This is a genomic window from Sarcina sp. DSM 11001 (assembly GCF_900101015.1).
GTDB lineage: Bacteria > Bacillota > Clostridia > Lachnospirales > Lachnospiraceae > CAG-791.
On sequence record NZ_FNFZ01000020.1, the window covers coordinates 39,960 to 56,964 of the forward strand.

General features: G+C 51.7%; 7 protein-coding genes. 3 read left to right on the forward strand and 4 right to left on the reverse strand.

From position 1 onward, the window contains the following. Nucleotides 1-143 precede the first annotated feature (143 nt). Nucleotides 144-4,142, reverse strand: coding sequence for an AAA family ATPase (locus BLT02_RS11305; RefSeq protein WP_092995325.1), 3,999 nt, complete (start codon nucleotides 4,140-4,142; stop codon nucleotides 144-146). Nucleotides 4,143-4,401: 259 nt separating this feature from the next. Next, nucleotides 4,402-5,685, reverse strand: coding sequence for an exonuclease SbcCD subunit D (locus tag BLT02_RS11310; RefSeq protein ID WP_092995328.1), 1,284 nt, complete (start codon nucleotides 5,683-5,685; stop codon nucleotides 4,402-4,404). A 303-nt stretch (nucleotides 5,686-5,988) separates the two neighbouring features. Between BLT02_RS11310 and BLT02_RS11315 the strand changes: the two genes are divergently transcribed. Beyond that, a complete protein-coding gene (locus BLT02_RS11315) occupies nucleotides 5,989-8,280 on the forward strand; it encodes a S41 family peptidase (RefSeq protein ID WP_092995331.1) in 2,292 nt (763 codons plus the stop codon). Nucleotides 8,281-8,624: 344 nt separating this feature from the next. Here BLT02_RS11315 and BLT02_RS11325 read toward each other — a convergent pair whose 3' ends face one another. Further along, the gene (locus tag BLT02_RS11325; protein WP_175453799.1) at nucleotides 8,625-10,982 is read right to left on the reverse strand and encodes a vWA domain-containing protein; all 2,358 of its coding nucleotides are present in this window, start codon (nucleotides 10,980-10,982) and stop codon (nucleotides 8,625-8,627) included. 591 nt (nucleotides 10,983-11,573) lie between these two features. On the opposite strand from BLT02_RS11325, the gene BLT02_RS11330 reads away from it, so the two are divergent. Both BLT02_RS11330 and BLT02_RS11335 read left to right on the forward strand, forming a co-directional pair. After that, nucleotides 11,574-12,461: a Cof-type HAD-IIB family hydrolase gene (locus BLT02_RS11330; RefSeq protein WP_092995340.1), complete on the forward strand. Its 888-nt coding sequence runs from the start codon at nucleotides 11,574-11,576 to the stop codon at nucleotides 12,459-12,461. 61 nt (nucleotides 12,462-12,522) lie between these two features. Further along, entirely contained in the window at nucleotides 12,523-14,322 is a 1,800-nt protein-coding gene (locus BLT02_RS11335) for an alpha/beta fold hydrolase (protein ID WP_175453800.1), read from the forward strand. Between the two features lie 204 nt (nucleotides 14,323-14,526). Here BLT02_RS11335 and BLT02_RS11340 read toward each other — a convergent pair whose 3' ends face one another. Continuing rightward, on the reverse strand, nucleotides 14,527-16,884 hold the full coding sequence (locus BLT02_RS11340) for a bifunctional metallophosphatase/5'-nucleotidase (protein ID WP_175453801.1): 2,358 nt from the start codon (nucleotides 16,882-16,884) through the stop codon (nucleotides 14,527-14,529). Nucleotides 16,885-17,005: the final 121 nt, after the last annotated feature.

Below are 17,005 nucleotides of genomic sequence, written 5' to 3' on the forward strand. Positions count from 1 at the left end.
TCACACGTGAATCACCCGCAATCCCCGCATGAAGGATGCGGCAGGTGTTGTCCCTGTTTCGCAAAATGGAGCAAGGACAAGATCTGCCGCATTCGTACTGTATCGGGCAAACCTTTGGTTTGCCCGATATGTTTGTCTGAATTTCAGTCTTCTGATACCACTTTCGTGTGGCTGCCGCTCTCTCTGGTCTTGGTCACGATGATCTGTTTTCCGATCCTGGATTTGAGCTCATTCACGTGGGAGATGATGCCCACCAGTCTCTCGCCTCCTTCGGTGAGATCCTTCATGGCGTTCATGGCCTGGTCCAGGGTGTCCTGATCCAGGGAGCCGAAGCCCTCGTCCACAAACATGGTGTCGAGGCGGATGCCGCCGGCGTGGGACTGGATCTCGTCCGAGAGGCCGATCGCCAGGGAGAGGGAGGCCATGAAGGATTCCCCTCCGGAGAGGGATTTGACGCTGCGGGTCGTTCCTTTGAAGTGGTCGATCACTTCGAGGTCAAGACCGGTCTGGCTCCGTCCGTCAGCACTCATGGCATTGCTGCGCTGCAGGTCATACTGGTTGGAGGACATGACGGCAAACCGTTTGTTGGCCCGCCTGACTATGCGGTCAAAAAGAGACATCTGGACATAGGTCTCCAGTTCTACTTTGGATCTGAGTCCGCTCCCGCCGGAGGCGGTATTGGAAAGCTCCTGGATCTCCCTGAGATTTTGCTCCGCTTCGAGGACCTGCCGGCTGTGATCCAGGAGCCTGCCGCGGGCATCTTCGTTGACCTTAAGCCTGCCGGTGATGACCGCAGCCAGTTTTTCGTTTTCCCTGAGTTTTTTCTCTGTTTCATCAAGTTTGACTTCGTCTTCTTTTCGATCGTAGACGGGCGAGCCCGCGATCTCAGCCTTGAGGGCTTTGTGCTGTGCTTCGAGCTCAGTGACGGCTTTTTCCGCTGCCTGAAGATTTTCCTGGGCCTGACGGACGGCCTCCAGGATTTCCTTATTTTTTGTCTTCAGATTCTGGATCTCGGCCTCTGCCTGTTTCCTGTCGGCAAAGCGCAGTTTTTCCTGCAGGTTATCGATGTTCTGCCGGAGGCTTTCCTGCTTTTGTACCGCCTTCCCGATTTCGATGTCCAGACCCTTGATCGCCTCTGTCAGAGTATTGATACGTTCTCCGAGGCTTACATTGTCTTTGGTGAGGAATTCTTTTCGTTTCGCCATGTCCTCAAGGGTTTTGATCTTTACTTTACAGGAACTCTGGTCTGCGGTGATCTCCTGTTTTTTGCTGTCCACGCACCGGCGGATGGTGCTTTTGAAGTCCTCCGCTTCTGTCGGCAGTGCAGTGGCGGCAGCTTCTCCCAGGACAGAGGAAGTGCCGCTGCGGACAAAGTTCCATTTTTCCTCTGCGGATTTCGCGGAGGACTCTGCCAGACCGTGCAGGTTTGACAGCTGCCTGGCGAGTTCATTTTTGTGGTCTTCCCGCAGGGGGAGTTCTTTTTCAAGGACACTTTTGCGCTCTGCCTTTACGGTCAGGTTTCTGATTTCCTCATCGATTTCCTGAAGCACATCCTGTACTGCATGGATGATTCTGTTCAGGATGGACGGATCAGAAAGCTCTGATGCAGAAGGCTCTGATGTAAAAAACTCTGATGAAAGAATTTCTGATGAAAAAATCTTTGACGAAAATAGTTTTTCACTGAGAGCTTCGGCAGTTGTTACACACAGCCTTTTCTGGGTTTCCGCGCTCTGTTTGCCGGCGGCTGCCTGTTCACTGACTTTTGTGAATTCTTCGGACAGTTTTTTCAGGATCTGGTCGGCAGTCTGGAGTTCTTTTTCAAACCGGCTTCTGTCGCGGGCAGCCTGTTCGGCAGCTTTTTTTCTGGACTTTGCGTCGGCGGTCTCCCGGCGGTTTATGCGGATAAGGTCTTCCGAAGTCGGGATATTTTCATTCTTGCTGCTGACATTTGCATTATCGTCTGAAATCTTATCTGAAGCGTCTTCTGTATTGCCGTCTGAGTTTTTTTCTGAAACGGCTGCGCTGTTGTTTACTGAATTCTCCTCTGAAGTGATGCCTTCTGTATTGTCGCCTGAATTCTCTGCCGTATCGTCCTCCAGAAACTTTTTAAAAGCATTGTCGATCAGGTTTGTCAGATTCTGCACTGTTCTTTTCTGGGCGGCATATGCACTGAAGATTTCAGTAAATACATTCTGATCCTGGTCTCTTTGTTTGTTGGCATTATCGACCTGCTCCTGGGTGGGGGTGTTCTCCATCGGTTTGCAGGGGGCCGGGTGATGGGTGGAACCGCAGACCGGGCAGGGTTCGTCCGGTCTGAGCCTGTCTGCAAGGATCCCGGCCTGGCCGGCAAGAAAGAGCTGGTAAAGGTCCTCCGCTTTTCGGGAAGAGCGGGAAGCGGTCTGCGCCTTTTCTTTCTTTTCTTCTTCGAGCTGTGCGAGTTTGTCGTTCTCTTCTTTCAGGCTGGTTTCATTCTTTTGGAGTTCTTTCAGGAGGCCGGCGCGGTCTTTCAGCCTGATCAGACTGTTTTCCGCGGACACCAGGTCCGCCTCCGCATTCTGCCGCGCTCTTATTTCCTCTTTGAGATGGCTGATCTCCTCGTTGTGCTCTCTGATCTGTTCGCCCGTGCTCTGCACCTGTTTCTGCAGTTCCTCCGCTTTTTTGCGCAGAGTCTCTTCACGCTGCAGTTCTGTTTTAAAGTTTTTGAGTTCATCCAGCCGGGCGGCGGTGTCCTTGTGTTCCTGCTTTTTGGCGATTAGTTTGAGCTCTGCACCTTCGAGTCCTGTCAGTTCCTGTCTGAGTTTTTCCGTCTGTTCCTGATACTGTGAGATTTCCTGCTGTTGCTGATTTTCATCGACCCGGCTCTGCAGCGCTTTCCGGTCTGCCTCTTCCGCATCTCTGATCCTGCCGAGCAGCTTATCTGCCTGCGCGAGCCTGTCTTCGATCCTTTTCGCTTCTTCCCGGGCACCGACCAGTTGCTCGCCGACCTTTTCCAGGCCCGCAAGCTCTTCCATCTGGTCTGTCAGTCTGTTGTTCAGGCTCTCTTTTTCCTTTGTTTTTGCCGTCTGTTCCTTCGCCATTTTCTGATGCCGGCCGGTGGAGTCGGAGAGTGCCTGTTTTTCACTTGCCAGGTGGTCATAGTCCGGGAGATGACCCTCCTCAATCGCTGCCTGTTGACTGTACTTTTCGGCCTCCGGTTCCCTGTCCTTTGCCTTTTGAAGCGCATCCTTCAGGAGCTGTTCTTTTGCTTTTTCCTCTTCAAGTTTCGAGGACAGATTCTGAAGAGCCTCTTCTTTTTTCTCAATCTGTAATGCTGCTTCGATCTGCTTCTTCAGGGCGTCCCTTTTTTCTGTGAGCTCGCTCTTTGTTTTTTCGGAGTCCTCCAGAGCCTGCCTGTCCTGCTCAAGGATGGCCTCGATCAGGATGAGGATCTCTTCGTATTTCTTTTTCTCTGCAAGGACTTCTTCTTTCCAGATCGTCCCGAGTTCTTCACTGCAGGAAGGGTCTACGCTCTCGATGTCCGAGCGGCAGCTGTGGCTGAGCTTCTCATACTCTGTTCTGGCTCTGGAGGTCTCCGCCTTGAGCCGTTCCTGCAGCTTCTGATAGTTTTCTGTGTGGAAAACATTGCGCAGGATTTTTTTGCGGTCCTGGGTGTCGGCGAGGAGGAGTTTGAGAAAGTCTCCCTGGGCGATCATGCAGATCCGGGCGAACTGGTCCTTGTCGATCCCCAGCAGTCTGGTGATATAGTCTGTCACATCCCGCTCTTTGGTCATGGGTGCCCTGTCCGGGCATTTCAGCAGTACATGCGCCGGTTCAGACGTCGTCCCTTCGCCATGCTTCTTGGGCCGCTCATAGGCCGGATTTCGCGTGATCGTATAGTTTTTGCCATTGCAGGAAAAAACAAGTTCCACGTAGGTCTTTGTCTCCGGAAGGGCGTACTGGGAGCGGAGCATGGATTTTTCCCTGTTCTCACCGCTCGCGACGCCGTAGAGGGCGAAACGGATGGCGTCAAAGACGGTCGTTTTGCCTGCGCCGGTGTCGCCTGTGATCAGGTAAAGGCCTTCTGTCCCCAGCCTGTCAAAATTGATGATCTCTTTGCCCGCATAGGGGCCGAAAGCGGACATTTCCAAAGTCACTGGTCTCATTTTTTATATTTCCTCTTCCCTGGTCCGGTGTGCCTGTATTGTTTTGCCTGTATTGTTTTGCCTGTATTGTTTTTGCCTGCATAATTTCTGTCTGTATGCTTCTGTCCGGCTGTGTCTTTAAGAGGCTGCTCTGTTCTTTCGTTATTGGAAGATGGCAGCCGATGCGATGCAGGGTGAATGACAGAAAAAGAAGGGTTATTCTGTCGTTTACGGTCCTGTTAATGTTAATGGTTAATGTTAATGGCGACGGCAGACAGAGTCACGTCGTATTCCAGATCTCATCGATCAGCCGGGCAGCCAGGTCTTTTTGAAAATCGGACATTGCCTTGCCGTTCTGCTTCAGGAACAGTTCCTCCAGGACCTCTGCAGGCTCTTTTTCGATGGCTTCTTCCAGAGCATCTGTCACACCCTGTGCTCTTGTGCGGGCGTTGTCATAGTCCAGCTCCATGAGGTTTGTGTAAAAATACTTCCTGAGCCGGGAGACCGCATGGTCGACATCCTGTTCGTCCGTCAGGATCACTCTGTAGTAGTCTTCCTTTGAAAGCGCCGCGGTATATTCTGGGGACATCAGTTCATCGAAGGTTCCGCGAAGAGTCTTGAGATCCCGCAAAACAGAGAGCGGGAGCTGAGAGATCCCGACATCACCCTTTTTCCTGATCTCCACCACCGTCACGCTCTTTTTCTGATTTTCCTCTGAAAAAGAATACTTGAGGGGAGAACCGGCGTAGCGGACTGTGGGGCGTCCGATGTGCTGCGGTCCGTGGAGGTGCCCGAGGGCGACATAGTCAAAGGCGTCAAAAACGCTGTATTCCACGTTGTCGAGACCGCCGATGTGCTTCTGCTCAGAGTCGCTTTCTTCGGGACGGACACCGTCCGCCGTCACGTACTGGTGGGCGACGGCTATGTTTCTGGCCTCCGGATCTATGTCCGCGTGCCTAAGGAGGACCTCCATGGCCTCTGTCCAGCTGCCGACTGTCTCCTCCGGCCATGCCGCGCGGACTACCGAGGGATGGATATAGGGAATCAGGTATACATAAATAGCGCCATATTCATCCTCGAGTCTGACTATAGAGATTTTGCCCGGATCTGTACCGCCTGAAGATGAGGAAACGGACAATGAAGAAGCGGACAGGTTTTCTGCCGGATTTTCGAAAGAAGCGAAGCCATCAGAATCGCTGTATTCGCCGGAGCCGGAGGAAGAAGTGGAGCCGCCGCCGATGATCCGGCGGGAGATGTGGATCCCGCTCTGTTCCATGACGCGTCCGCCGTAGGAGATGCGCTCTGCCGAGTCGTGGTTTCCGCTGATGACAAAAACCTGGAGATTTCTCTGTGCCAGCGAGACCAGGAAGTCATCAAACAGGTTGACAGCCTCCACGGAGGGGATGGATTTGTCATAGACATCCCCGGCGATGATCACTGCGTCAGGGGCCTCCCGGTCAGCGAGCTCAGTGATCTGCTGCAGTATATATTTCTGATCTTCGATCATGGAAAAGCCATTGACTCTTTTGCCCAGATGAAGATCTGACAGGTGAAAAAATTTCATACGTATTTACCGCCGTTTGAAAATAATGACTATTGAGTAATTGGATAATTACCAGGTGAAGAATTTTTAAATTAACAGGTTATCATTTGAATGATCATATCAGATCATCAATTAAAGTGGTTTCAACTGGATGAATGCTCCTCGGAAATATCGAAACATCATCATGCAAATTATAAAGAATTTCAGGGAAAAGTGGTATACTAATACAAGTGTAATAAAAGTGAAACAAAAAAGAAAAACATGAATTCAGATGCTTAATGGAGTGTTGATCAGATTTTCCAGAATTCAGGAGGTGAAAATATTATGCGATTAAAAAACCTGATCTGTATTGGCTTATCCATCGCCATGATCGCTTCTGCCGCAGGCTGCGGAAGCTCTGTTTCAGAGAGTCCTTCAGCCGGCGGGCAGACAGCGGCTGAGGCGGAAGCAGAGGCTTCGGCTGCTTCGGCCGGAGGTGCCGCAGGTGCTGAGCAGGGCGGGGGAGTCTCTTCCATGAGCAGTACGGTCACAGCTGCCACAGGAGCGGAGACCGCCGCGGAAAGCAGTACGGCTGCAGCCGCGGGAGCAGGTTCAACCGCGGCTGCCGCAGCGGAGGACACGGAGATATCCCCGGAGGATGTTTCCGTCACATGGGAAGACAGCCATGTCTACAAAAAACTGACACTCGGGACCTATGATACGATCACTACTTACGGCGTCAAAGGATATGAAGATGTCCCCTTTATCAAGGCGTCCGAGTATCTGGAGCTCCTCTTTGAGGGCAGGCAGAGGACCGCTGTGGAGAACGGGATCATGACGGTCAGTATGAACGGAACGGAAGCCGTGATCGATCCCGCGGAGGACACGATCCGGTTTGACAATCCCGCAAGGCTCAGGTCTGCCGGCGATATCGACGGCGCCATCATCGGAAAAGAAGAATACAATGTGGCCACAGGATCCGTGAAGAATAAATCCGTCCAGACAGAAGCCAGGCCAGTAACTGTCTCTCTCAAAGAATACCACATGCCTGTCATTCCTTATGAAGATGACATTCTGATGCCTTTCCTGGCGCTGCAGAACACCTTCGGAAGCATGATCATGCAGAACGAACTGGCTTATAACGGAAGAGACTACTACAACGCGGTCGCTGCGGAACAGTTCATGACCCAGAAGGAGAATGCGTCATCGAGAAACAGCCCTTACGCGAAGGCGCTCTATTCGGGACCCTTCAGTGAGAAAACGAAGACGACCCAGGCTTATGCGGACTACGGATATTATTCAATCTGCCTGCTGCTGGATCTGACCTTCGGCCACAAGGAAGAGAAAAATATTTCGAGTTTTGACGAATACTTTACCAGAATGAACGCAAAGCCGGCCTTGTGCTCCACCAGACCTGACCTGGCTCTCGTAACAGAGTTCATGCTCTTTAACTATCTTTTTGATTCCGGTCATGATTCTGTACTCGGTATAGATACTGTATTCGGCACAATGGATCAGATCGACAAATCCGATGTGAAGGATGTTGTCGATGAGATCAGTAAATCCGACAAAGGCCGGGAGCTTTTTGAAGAAAAAGAGAAAATACCGGAAGAAGAGACTGAGATGTCTACGGATTTGATCATAGGTGCCTTATTGGAGAAGGGCCTGAGTATTCCGGAGGTCGTGCCTCTCATTGCCTGGGGAGGCTATCTCGCGCAGGCAAAACCTGAGGATTACGGTGACCAGAGACTGGATTACGCCGGTGATACCGCGGTGATCTATTTTGACGCCTTTAAGGACAGCATTTTAGAAAGAGAGCCGTCCTATTATCTGGATCCTGTAAAAAAAGAAGATGAGGAAACCTGCAGCTTTGCCTTTTTCTACAATTGCTTTGAGGACATCAAAAAGCATGACGAGGTCAAAAACGTCGTTATCAACATCTGTGATAACGGCGGCGGAAGCGCAGCCGCACTGGTGTACATCCTGGGCTTCCTCTCCGAAGACGGAGAAGTAAAGTTCACAGACCGGGATATACTGGCAGGAAACTACAGAGAAGAGTACTATCATGTCGATACAAATCTTGACGGGATTGCTGATGATCAGGATGGCTTTGGCGGCCAGTATGATTTCTACATCATGTGCAGCGGATCATCTTATTCCTGCGGCAATGCACTGCCTTATTTCGCCCAGCAGGGCGGCCTGGCCAAGATCATAGGGACCAAACCGGGCGGCGGAGACTGCGTCCTTGGCTCCTTTATCGATGCTTATGGTCACTGCGCAGCCTATTCCGGCATGCTCAAGCTGGGAACTGACGACGGAAGCGGATTCGTCTCCAACGAAAAAGCCACAGAGCCGGATCTCAATATGATGCCTACAATCTGGGATATCGTCAATGTTCCCTGGTTTGATCCGGAGGGAATCGCCGATGCCGTCCACCAGTATCAGGAAGGCAAGACAGAGCTCGTCTATTCAGACGAGGAATCCGGCGAAAACATGTCGAAGTTCCTGACCTATTTATTTGAGACTATTTCAAAGAAAATGGACAATAGCCTTGAGACAGAAGACAATTCCGGAGCGGGAGAGAGTCTTGAGACGGAAGAGAATACCGTGGCGGGAGAGAATCTTGAGACAGAATAAATAGAATTTCGTGACGGGAGAGAATCCTGAAACAGAAGAGAATTCCGTGGTGGGAGAGAATCCTGAAACAGAAGAGAATTCCGTGGCGGGAGAGAATCTTGAGGACAGACTGTCCGTAGACCCTTGCCCGGTTGTGGAAGCCAAGGGTAAGATACGGTATGGGACAGTTTTCGGACAGTCTGAGGGGGCTGCCGCATTATGCGGCAGCCCCTCAGTAACTAATCTCAGTAACTAATCTCAGTAACTAATCTCAGTAATTTATCTCAGTTTATTTATCCCGGTTTTATTTCCCGGTTCTATATCTCAGTTTTTTATCCCGGTTTTTTATTTCAGTTTGCGGGATATTATTCCGACTGGCTGATCAGTGTCCGGAGCAGGTCGGCCCAGGAGAGGGCGAGATCATTTCCGGTTTCCGCTGCCACTGCTTTCGCGATGGCTTCGGCGCTGGTCAGTGTTGCTGTGCCCTTGTATTCACTGTCGCGGATGGTCATGCCGGCCTCGGCCAGGGAGATGGCAAGGGCAGTGTTGGCATCCGGGATCTCATGATAGTCTGCCGCGAGGACAGGCTTTTCCACAAGCCTGCTTTCAGAACCTGTCTTTCCGCTGTTGATGTCTTTGTAGCGGATGGAGACGGTGCAGAGGTCGTCCGTGTCGCCGGCTGCCTCTGTTTTGCTGTATTTCAGGTCGGGAGTGTCCGTTACGTTCTCTTCGCCTGCGGGGACCACTTCATAGAGGGCTGTGACGGATTTTCCGGCACCCACGTCGCCGGCGTCAACCTTGTCGTTGTTAAAGTCTTCCGCGTTCAGGATCCTGCTTTCGTAACCGATCAGGCGGTATTCCTGAACGAGCGAAGGGTTGAATTCCACCTGGATCTTTACGTCGTCCGCCATGGGGATCAGGGTGGAGGCGCTTTCCTGTACCAGAGCTTTCCGGGCGTCGGTCATGTCGCCGATATAGTGATAGTTGCCGTTGCCGTTTTCTGCCATGACCTCCATTTTGTTGTCTTTGAGGTTCTCGGAGCCGTAACCCAGAATGGTCAGATAAACGCCCTTCTGCCTTCCGGCCTCCACGATCTCCTTCAGCGCGCCCTCGCTGGTGACGCCGATATTAAAGTCACCGTCTGTCGCGATCAGTACGCGGTTCACGCCGTTTTCGATATAGCTTTTCTCCGCCATTTCATAGGCGGTCTGCAGACCCAGCGACCCGTATGTGCCGCCCCCTGCCCGGGTGAGCGCTTCGGCCAGGCCTTTGTAGATTTCTTCTTTTTTATCGCAGCTGACATTCTCCAGGATCACGCCCTGCCCGGAGGCATAATACATCATGGAGATGGTGTCCTTTTCATCAAAGCCTTCCAGCATGTCCGCGTAAGCACTCAGCGCCAGGGGCAGCTTGTTGATCAGCATCATGGAGCCGGAAACATCGGTCACGAGGACAAAATTGGTGGCGGGTTTCTCCTGTACATCGTCTGCCTGGATGCCGATCCGGATGAGTCCGTGCTTATTGTTCCAGGGGCAGAGGGTGTATTCGGTGGACACTGTGAAAGGTTCGTTTTCGACGCGGTCGCCGCTGTAATCATAATTGAAATAGTTGATCAGCTCCTCGATCTTGACTTCATCCTTTTCAATTTCGTAACCGTCCAGAATATCGTATTTCAGCTTTGTATATCCCGCTGTGTCCACGTCGATGGAAAAAGTGGACAGAGGGGAGGCTGTGACGGATTTGAAAGGATTTTCTTTGATTTCATTGTATTCGGCTGTGTAGGGCTGGGGCATTCCGTTCAGGTCAGCCGTACCGTCGTCCGGAGCGTCCAGATTTGCCATATCAGACGCAGACATTCCTTTGGAATAAGCCGGTTCTGTCTCCGCAGATTCCGCAGGTGCAGACATTGCAGCCTCATACACCATTTCTTCTGCTCCCCCCGCAATGGCCATGGGGGCAGCCATCCCGTCCTCAGCGTCCTCATATAAATAATCTATCTCCGGCTCCGGGAAAAGCTCCGGGTGTTCTTTGGCGGCCTTTTCAACGATGGGAGAGATCCTGCTCCACAGATCATTTTCCAGATTTTCCGCATATAAAGCTCTGGCCAGCAGATATTTGTCCACCTCTTCCCGGGAGATCTGTTCCAGTTTCAGGAGAGATCCCAGGTACAGGATCCTCTCATCCTCGGGATGCTCGCTTTCCATGCTTTCGTAGGCCCTGGCCAGGACGGCCCTTTTGAAATTCCCGTTCATGGAATCAATGATCTCCTGCTCCTGTGAAGGTGTCAGGTTGGAATTCCAGGCGCTCCGGCCTCTCTGCTGCGCTTTTGCGTTCCATCTGCTGAGATCGTCGGTGAAGCTGTCGTGATTTTTGATCACCTGCTTCAGAGTTTCCTTCGGCTCTGCCTGCAGTTTTTCAGTTGTCGCACTTGTTGCGGAAATCTCCTGTGGAGCGGAGGACGAGCCTGTCGGAGAAATCTCCTGCGGCGCAGAGGAAACTCCTGCCTGCGCTGTCTCCTGATGATCTGCAGAAGCGTCTGTCCCTGAGGATTTTTCATCCCCGGGAGTCTGGGCCGTAGCGGAGCCTTGCGTTTCCTGGCCTTTTGCAGAAGCTTCTGTTCCGGTGCCGGTCTGAGTCTGCGGAGATGTGTTCGCGGCTCCGCAGGCAGACAACAGACTGATGATGATCATACCTGCACAAATTCTGTACCACTTCTTTTTCATAGTCATTTTCCTCCAATGCTATTTTACAGAAAACTATTTACAGAAAATTTTTTCACAAAAACCTTTTAAAAAACTATTTTCAGAAAAATACTTTTTTTCAGAAAAACTATTATACAGAAATCCTTTTTACAAACACCTTTTTTACAAATCCTTTTTTATAAATACCTTTTTGTACCCGTATACTTTTTTTATGAACTTCAGTTTTTTGTTTTCAGTAATTCTACATGTAAGTTCAGCTGTTTACTAAAATAACGTCAAGATCAGAGGAGGGGTTACACGTAAACTGCTGACAGGGAAAAGATACAGAAACCTCCGGTTTGTAACGAATCTGAGCAGATGACAGCTGCCGTCGGAATCGGTTTTTCGTCTGCCGTCGGGGTCTGTCTTCATTTGCTTGTAGAAACGGTTTTCGGCTCCCGGTCAAGGCAGTTTTCGCGGTCCGTGTCAACCTGTGACCACTGGTAAAGGGGAGGGAAGTATACTATACTTTTTAATAAAATCAATAAAAGCCTGGACAGCTTTTCGATCTTTTAACAGGCGGCAGTAGACGGAATTAAAGCATTTTTAAAAATAACAGGAGACCAGATTAAAATGACGAATTCCTTTGGATTGATCGCACTGGACATGGACGGAACACTGCTTCGGGCGGATAAGACCATCCACCCGGATACGGCTGAGGACATCGCGGCTGCAGCGGCCGCAGGTATAGAGGTCGCATACTGCACCGGGCGTTCACCGGTGGAACTCCTTACCTATGTGAAAGACCTGTCCGCTATGCACTATGCGATCGCTCTGAGCGGCGCTTATGTCTGCGATCTGGGCGGCGGGTGCATCTATGAACGCCGGATTCCGCAGAAACTGGCGCTTCGTCTGGTGGAAGAGGGGGAGAGGTACCGCGCGATGGTCCAGTTTCTAAAGTCAGACCGATCGATCGTCCGCGGCGATCTCATTCCGCGTATGGCGGAATTTCATATGGCGGCTTTTCAGACACTTTATGAACAGGTCGCGACAGGAGTCTCTGATCTGACAGACGGGGCGCTGAGCCAAAACGGAGTTCATAAGATCAATATCTATTTTCGAAACACGGAAGACAGGGATAAGGCTTATGATGCCTTAAAGGATCTGCCGCTGACCTTTGCCCTCACGGAAAATACGATGCTGGAGGCGGGCGCGGCGGGAGTCAGCAAAGCAGAGGGACTCCGTGCTCTGGCTGAATATCTCGATATTCCCATATCTGCCACCATGGCCATCGGGGATTCGGATAACGATATCCCTGTCCTTCAAGCGGCTGGGTTTTCTGTTGCCATGAAAAACTCGGAAGAAAAAGTCATCGCGCTCTGTGATGCCGTGACGGATGACAATGAAAACAATGGGGTCGGAAAGGCGATCCGGAGATACTGCCTGGCAGCCTGTCCCGATCCGGGTATTGTCAATGATTCCGCTTCATTCCCGGAAGCAGCAGGGGAGACAGAGCTGTGACTCCACGAAAGAAGCAGGAGACGATTCATTCCCGGAAGCAGCAGAGGAGACTGGAATTACTATGAGTACTAATACTATGATTACGAATACTATGGTTAATAATACTAAGACTGATAATACTAAGACAGATGATGCTAAGACGGAAAATACTAAGAATGACAATATTATTGCTGATAATAATTTAGCTGGTAATTCTATAGCTGATAATAAAGACAAAAATTCACTTCCCGTTGTGATCTCTGATACGGCAGCACAGGCAGAGGATGTCTGCGGGGTGCTTCTTTGCGGAGGAAAGAGCCGCCGCATGGGTGTTGACAAGGCTTCCCTCCCCTGGGGAAGCGGGACTTTCCTGCAGGCAGTCGCCGCCCGTCTGGACATGTTTTCGGAAAAATATCTGTCTGTTTCCTCAAATGCAAATCCAAATGTAAATGCAAATGCAGATGCAGATCAGGATGCGGGCGCAGGTGCGGATGCGGACGCAGGTGCAGTGTCAGATTCCGGATCAGGCGAACCCAAAAATGGCCAGTCTGAAAGGAAGGGATTAGCTCCGGATTGGATCGTTCTGCCCGACAAAGTACCGGACTGTGGTCCCATCGGAGGGATTTATACTGCTCTTTCGACCTGTACTGCCGGGTGGGCTATGGTGGTCTCCTGCGATGTCCCGAAAGTGGAAGAGAGCCTTTTACGGGTTCTCATGGCCGGCAGGACAGCGGAGGCTGAGATCGTTTATCCCGTCACTTCGGACGGAAGGATGCACCTGACCTGTGCCCTGTACAGGAAATCCCTGCTGCCGGTCCTGGAGCAGCATATTGCGGCGCATGACTACCGGCTCCGTTCTCTTCTGGACAAATGCAGGGCGGCTATTGTCCCGCTGGATTCTGTGCAGGATTCCTTTCTGGAGGACATGCTTGCAAATATTAATACGCCGGAAGACCTGGAAAATGTAAAAACCGGTCCTGAAAACAGGGGCAGAAGAGAAATTAAAAAAGACAAAAGCAGCCGGGAGTTTTACCTTCGGGACGACGGGATCCGTATCCACTGCAAGCTGGATTTTCCGGACAATAAATACCGGCAGTCTGTTCCGGCCGGCATGTCCATACAGAGCGGTTCGGATAGTGTTAGTGTATCCGGCTGGAATTCTGTGGAAAGAACAGAGGGGGATTGTGACCCCGGAACACAAAAGCTCCCCCTTCTGATCATTTTCCATGGTTTCACCGGTCATATGGAAGAGGATCATATCCGGGCAGTGGCGAGGACTGCCAACGAAACCGGATATGCCGCTCTGAGAGCCGAGCTCTACGGCCACGGCAGGAGCGGGGGCGATTTCCGGGACCACACCCTTCTGAAATGGATCAGCAACGCGCTCACAGTGATCGACTATGCCCGGAGCCTTCCCTTTGTTTCAGAAATACTTGTCTGCGGCCATTCCCAGGGAGGTCTGCTGACCATGCTGGCGGGAGCCATGGAACAGGACCATCTCAAGGCGATCCTGCCGCTTTCACCTGCATGGATGATTCCGGAAACAGCCCGCCGGGGAGAAGTATTGGGAACCATTTTTGAACCGGAAAAGATCCCGGAGAAACTGGCCGCCGGGAAGGGTCTGTGCCTGGGCGGCACTTATCTCCGCACGGCGCAGATGGTCGAAGTGGAACCGTCAATACGGAGGTTCAAAAAACCCGTTCTGCTTGTTCACGGGAGCGCTGACCTTGCCGTGCCGGTGGACTGCTCCGTCAGGGCGGCTGAAATGTACCCGGATGCCCGTCTGGTGATCATTCCTGAGGACACTCACTGCTATGATTTCCATCTTGACCAGGTGGTGGAAGCAGTGCGGGCTTTTCTCGCTGAGCAGCTGAACAGGTAATAGGTGATATCAAAGGTAATATCCACTTGATCAGCCGGAAACGTCATTCATTCCAGGAACTCAGATGGCTTCACCTGATTCTTCAAGACTCGCCCGCGAGTCTTGCGCACCGGATGCGGGCTTTGAGAAGGCTGGGGGACGAAGCGTAAAGCTGTTTCGGCTGTACAGCCGGAGCAGCTTTCTGCGAAGAATCGAATCTCAGCCTTATTCTCCTTCTGTTTCATAAAAGTTAAAAATGAAAGGGCTGGAACGGCTGACGCTGAAGGTTATGTAGGATTGAGAGTAATATTGGAGCGCTTTGTTGTCTTTCAGACCCATGTTGATAAGATTCATTCCACCCCTGCCCGGAACGCTTTTCCACAGACTCAGGTCATTTTTGGAGGGGCTCTTGGTCAGCTTCACTCCTCCGTAGATGGCGGACAGGTATCGGCCCTGTGCGTCGCTCAAAAGAAAAGTTCCGTCATCGTTTACGCGGGCAGTGAAGACCAGCGTGTTTTCCGGCAGAGGTGCGAGCAGTATATTTTCATATGCCTCAATCTCTGCCCCTTTCAGGCCGGTCCCTTTTACTTTGTCTGTGAGGGCAGTACCACTGGCTTCATGATAGAGCACGTAGGTGTGTCCGTCTTCAGGCTGAACAGCCAGCGTGGCGGCGGCTTCCAGATCTGATGAGGAAGGTGCGTCCGGATCTTCCGGACAGATGACGGACCAGTGCCAGTTAAAGCTGTCCGGGGTCAGCTCACCCTGAGCCGCACAGCGCTCGCGGACGTATTCCGCGATCATGTCATGAATAGTTCCCCCGTTTTCGTCATCCGCCTGAGACCAGATTGCGTCCTTTTCGCTGAAGGAGCGCATGCCGCACGATGAGTTGCCCAGAATATAGTTGTTTACGCTGGCCAGATAGAGGGTATCTTCTTCAAACGGTCTCCCGTTGGAAAAACCTTCGATACGGACCCGGCTGCCCTTTGGCTTCGACAGGTCGTAAGTAAAATTCAGACCGCCGAAAACCAGGTTTGTAAAATTGCTGCCCTTTTCATAGATATAGACCTGCCCGTTGATCCTGCGCGCTTTGAGGTGGTCTTCCGCGTTTTCTTCCAGGACAGAACGGATATCCCGGCCGTAAATGGGCAGCACATAGATGGTGTTGCTATAAGTGTACAGTCTATAGACATCCCGCATTGTGAAATCACCGGGAGAAACCGTATAGCCGCTGTTGACAAAAGAATTCACGGACATATCCACGTCCAGGTGATCAAGTCCCGCGGCGCTTTTGAGGGCTGCGGTCCCGGATTCACCGTATTTTTCCCTGAGCCGCCTGGTGGGGATCTCCATGATCGCTTTGCTTACCAGATCGACGGTATCGGTCTGCCGGGTAAGAAACTCATAGCTCTGGTCCCAGCCGTCCCCGGTTGTGCCGATTGGTTTTTCAATCTCTGCTTCAGCCGCTGCGGCATAGGGGCGGATTTTTTCCTTGAGTGCCTGGTCGGCTTCATAATCTCCGGGGTTGAGATTTTCTGAATCCGTGAGTTCCCAGACCAGCCTGCCTTCAGGATCCTCTGAGAAGCGGAAGACACTCTTTGTCAGATCCGTACCTCCGCCGTTTACGACAGGGATCTGTTTTCCTGCGCGGTCAGTCCGGGAGGTGTTGGAATAGCTGCTGGTGTGATCGTGTCCGAGAATGACAAAGTCGATCCCTTCGCTCTCACGGATCATCCGCGCCCCCTGATCTTCAGTGTTGATGCCGAAACGCAGCCCGGAACCGGCTTCTCCCATACCGCTGTGATAAGAGACTATGATGAATTCGCAGCCCTCGTCCTTCATCTGCGGAAGATACAGCCCTGCCTCCCAGGCCGTGGACCAGGTATCATTCTCAGGATGCCGGAACATGAGACCGGGATAATTGGCGGGCTGGTCCCAGCGGGTGATATCCGTGTTTTCAAAACCAAGGATCCCGATCTTGTGGTCATGACCGTTAACGCTGATCGTCTTGATGATGTAGGGCGTAAACGCGTTATCTCCGCGCGCGCAGGCCGGATCAGAGCCGTCATGGCAGATATTGGCCGCCAGTACCGGAACACCGTTTTCATCCAGCCACTGATAGACGCCGCGCATATTGTCCCACTCAAAATTGAACTCGTGATTGCCCGGGACAAAGGCGTCATAGCCGATCTCCTTCAGGCAGACCGCCATGGCGGGCGGATCATTCGAAGTGCCGGCACTGCGCTGCTGGAGCTGTACTTGGGATACCTGAGTACCCTGGAACAGATCGCCGTTGTCAATAAGGAGTACGTTTTCCGGCCCGTATTTCTGTCGGATCTGCCGGACCGCCGTTGAGATCCGCAGCAGATTATTTTTTTCCTCATGACCGGTCAGAAGATTGACATCCCAGCATTTGCCGTGTATGTCGGTCGTGGTCAGAATGACGACCTCTGTGGAGGCCTGTTCCTCCTGTTCCGCCGGCCGTTCCGCCGCCGGCGGAAAGACAGGTAAGGCACGGAAAGTAAAAAACAAGACGATCAGAAACAAAACGAACGCCGGAACTGCCCATGGGAACAGTCTTTTCATAAATGCCTCCTTGCAGGAATACGGGATTTTTATGCGGAAAACAGTAAAATGAAGTATCAGATACAGAACAGAATAAAGTGGGTGGTTGTACATATGATTTTAACAATCAGCAGCAGGACTG

What these genes read in the sequence shown, in the direction of transcription:
- BLT02_RS11335 (WP_175453800.1), top strand. Translation starts at nt 12,523, where the DNA reads ATGAGTACTAATACTATGATTACGAATACTATGGTTAATAATACTAAG.
- BLT02_RS11310 (WP_092995328.1), bottom strand. Translation starts at nt 5,685, where the DNA reads ATGAAATTTTTTCACCTGTCAGATCTTCATCTGGGCAAAAGAGTCAAT.
- BLT02_RS11305 (WP_092995325.1), bottom strand. Translation starts at nt 4,142, where the DNA reads ATGAGACCAGTGACTTTGGAAATGTCCGCTTTCGGCCCCTATGCGGGC.
- BLT02_RS11330 (WP_092995340.1), top strand. Translation starts at nt 11,574, where the DNA reads ATGACGAATTCCTTTGGATTGATCGCACTGGACATGGACGGAACACTG.
- BLT02_RS11315 (WP_092995331.1), top strand. Translation starts at nt 5,989, where the DNA reads ATGCGATTAAAAAACCTGATCTGTATTGGCTTATCCATCGCCATGATC.
- BLT02_RS11340 (WP_175453801.1), bottom strand. Translation starts at nt 16,884, where the DNA reads ATGAAAAGACTGTTCCCATGGGCAGTTCCGGCGTTCGTTTTGTTTCTG.
- BLT02_RS11325 (WP_175453799.1), bottom strand. Translation starts at nt 10,982, where the DNA reads ATGAAAAAGAAGTGGTACAGAATTTGTGCAGGTATGATCATCATCAGT.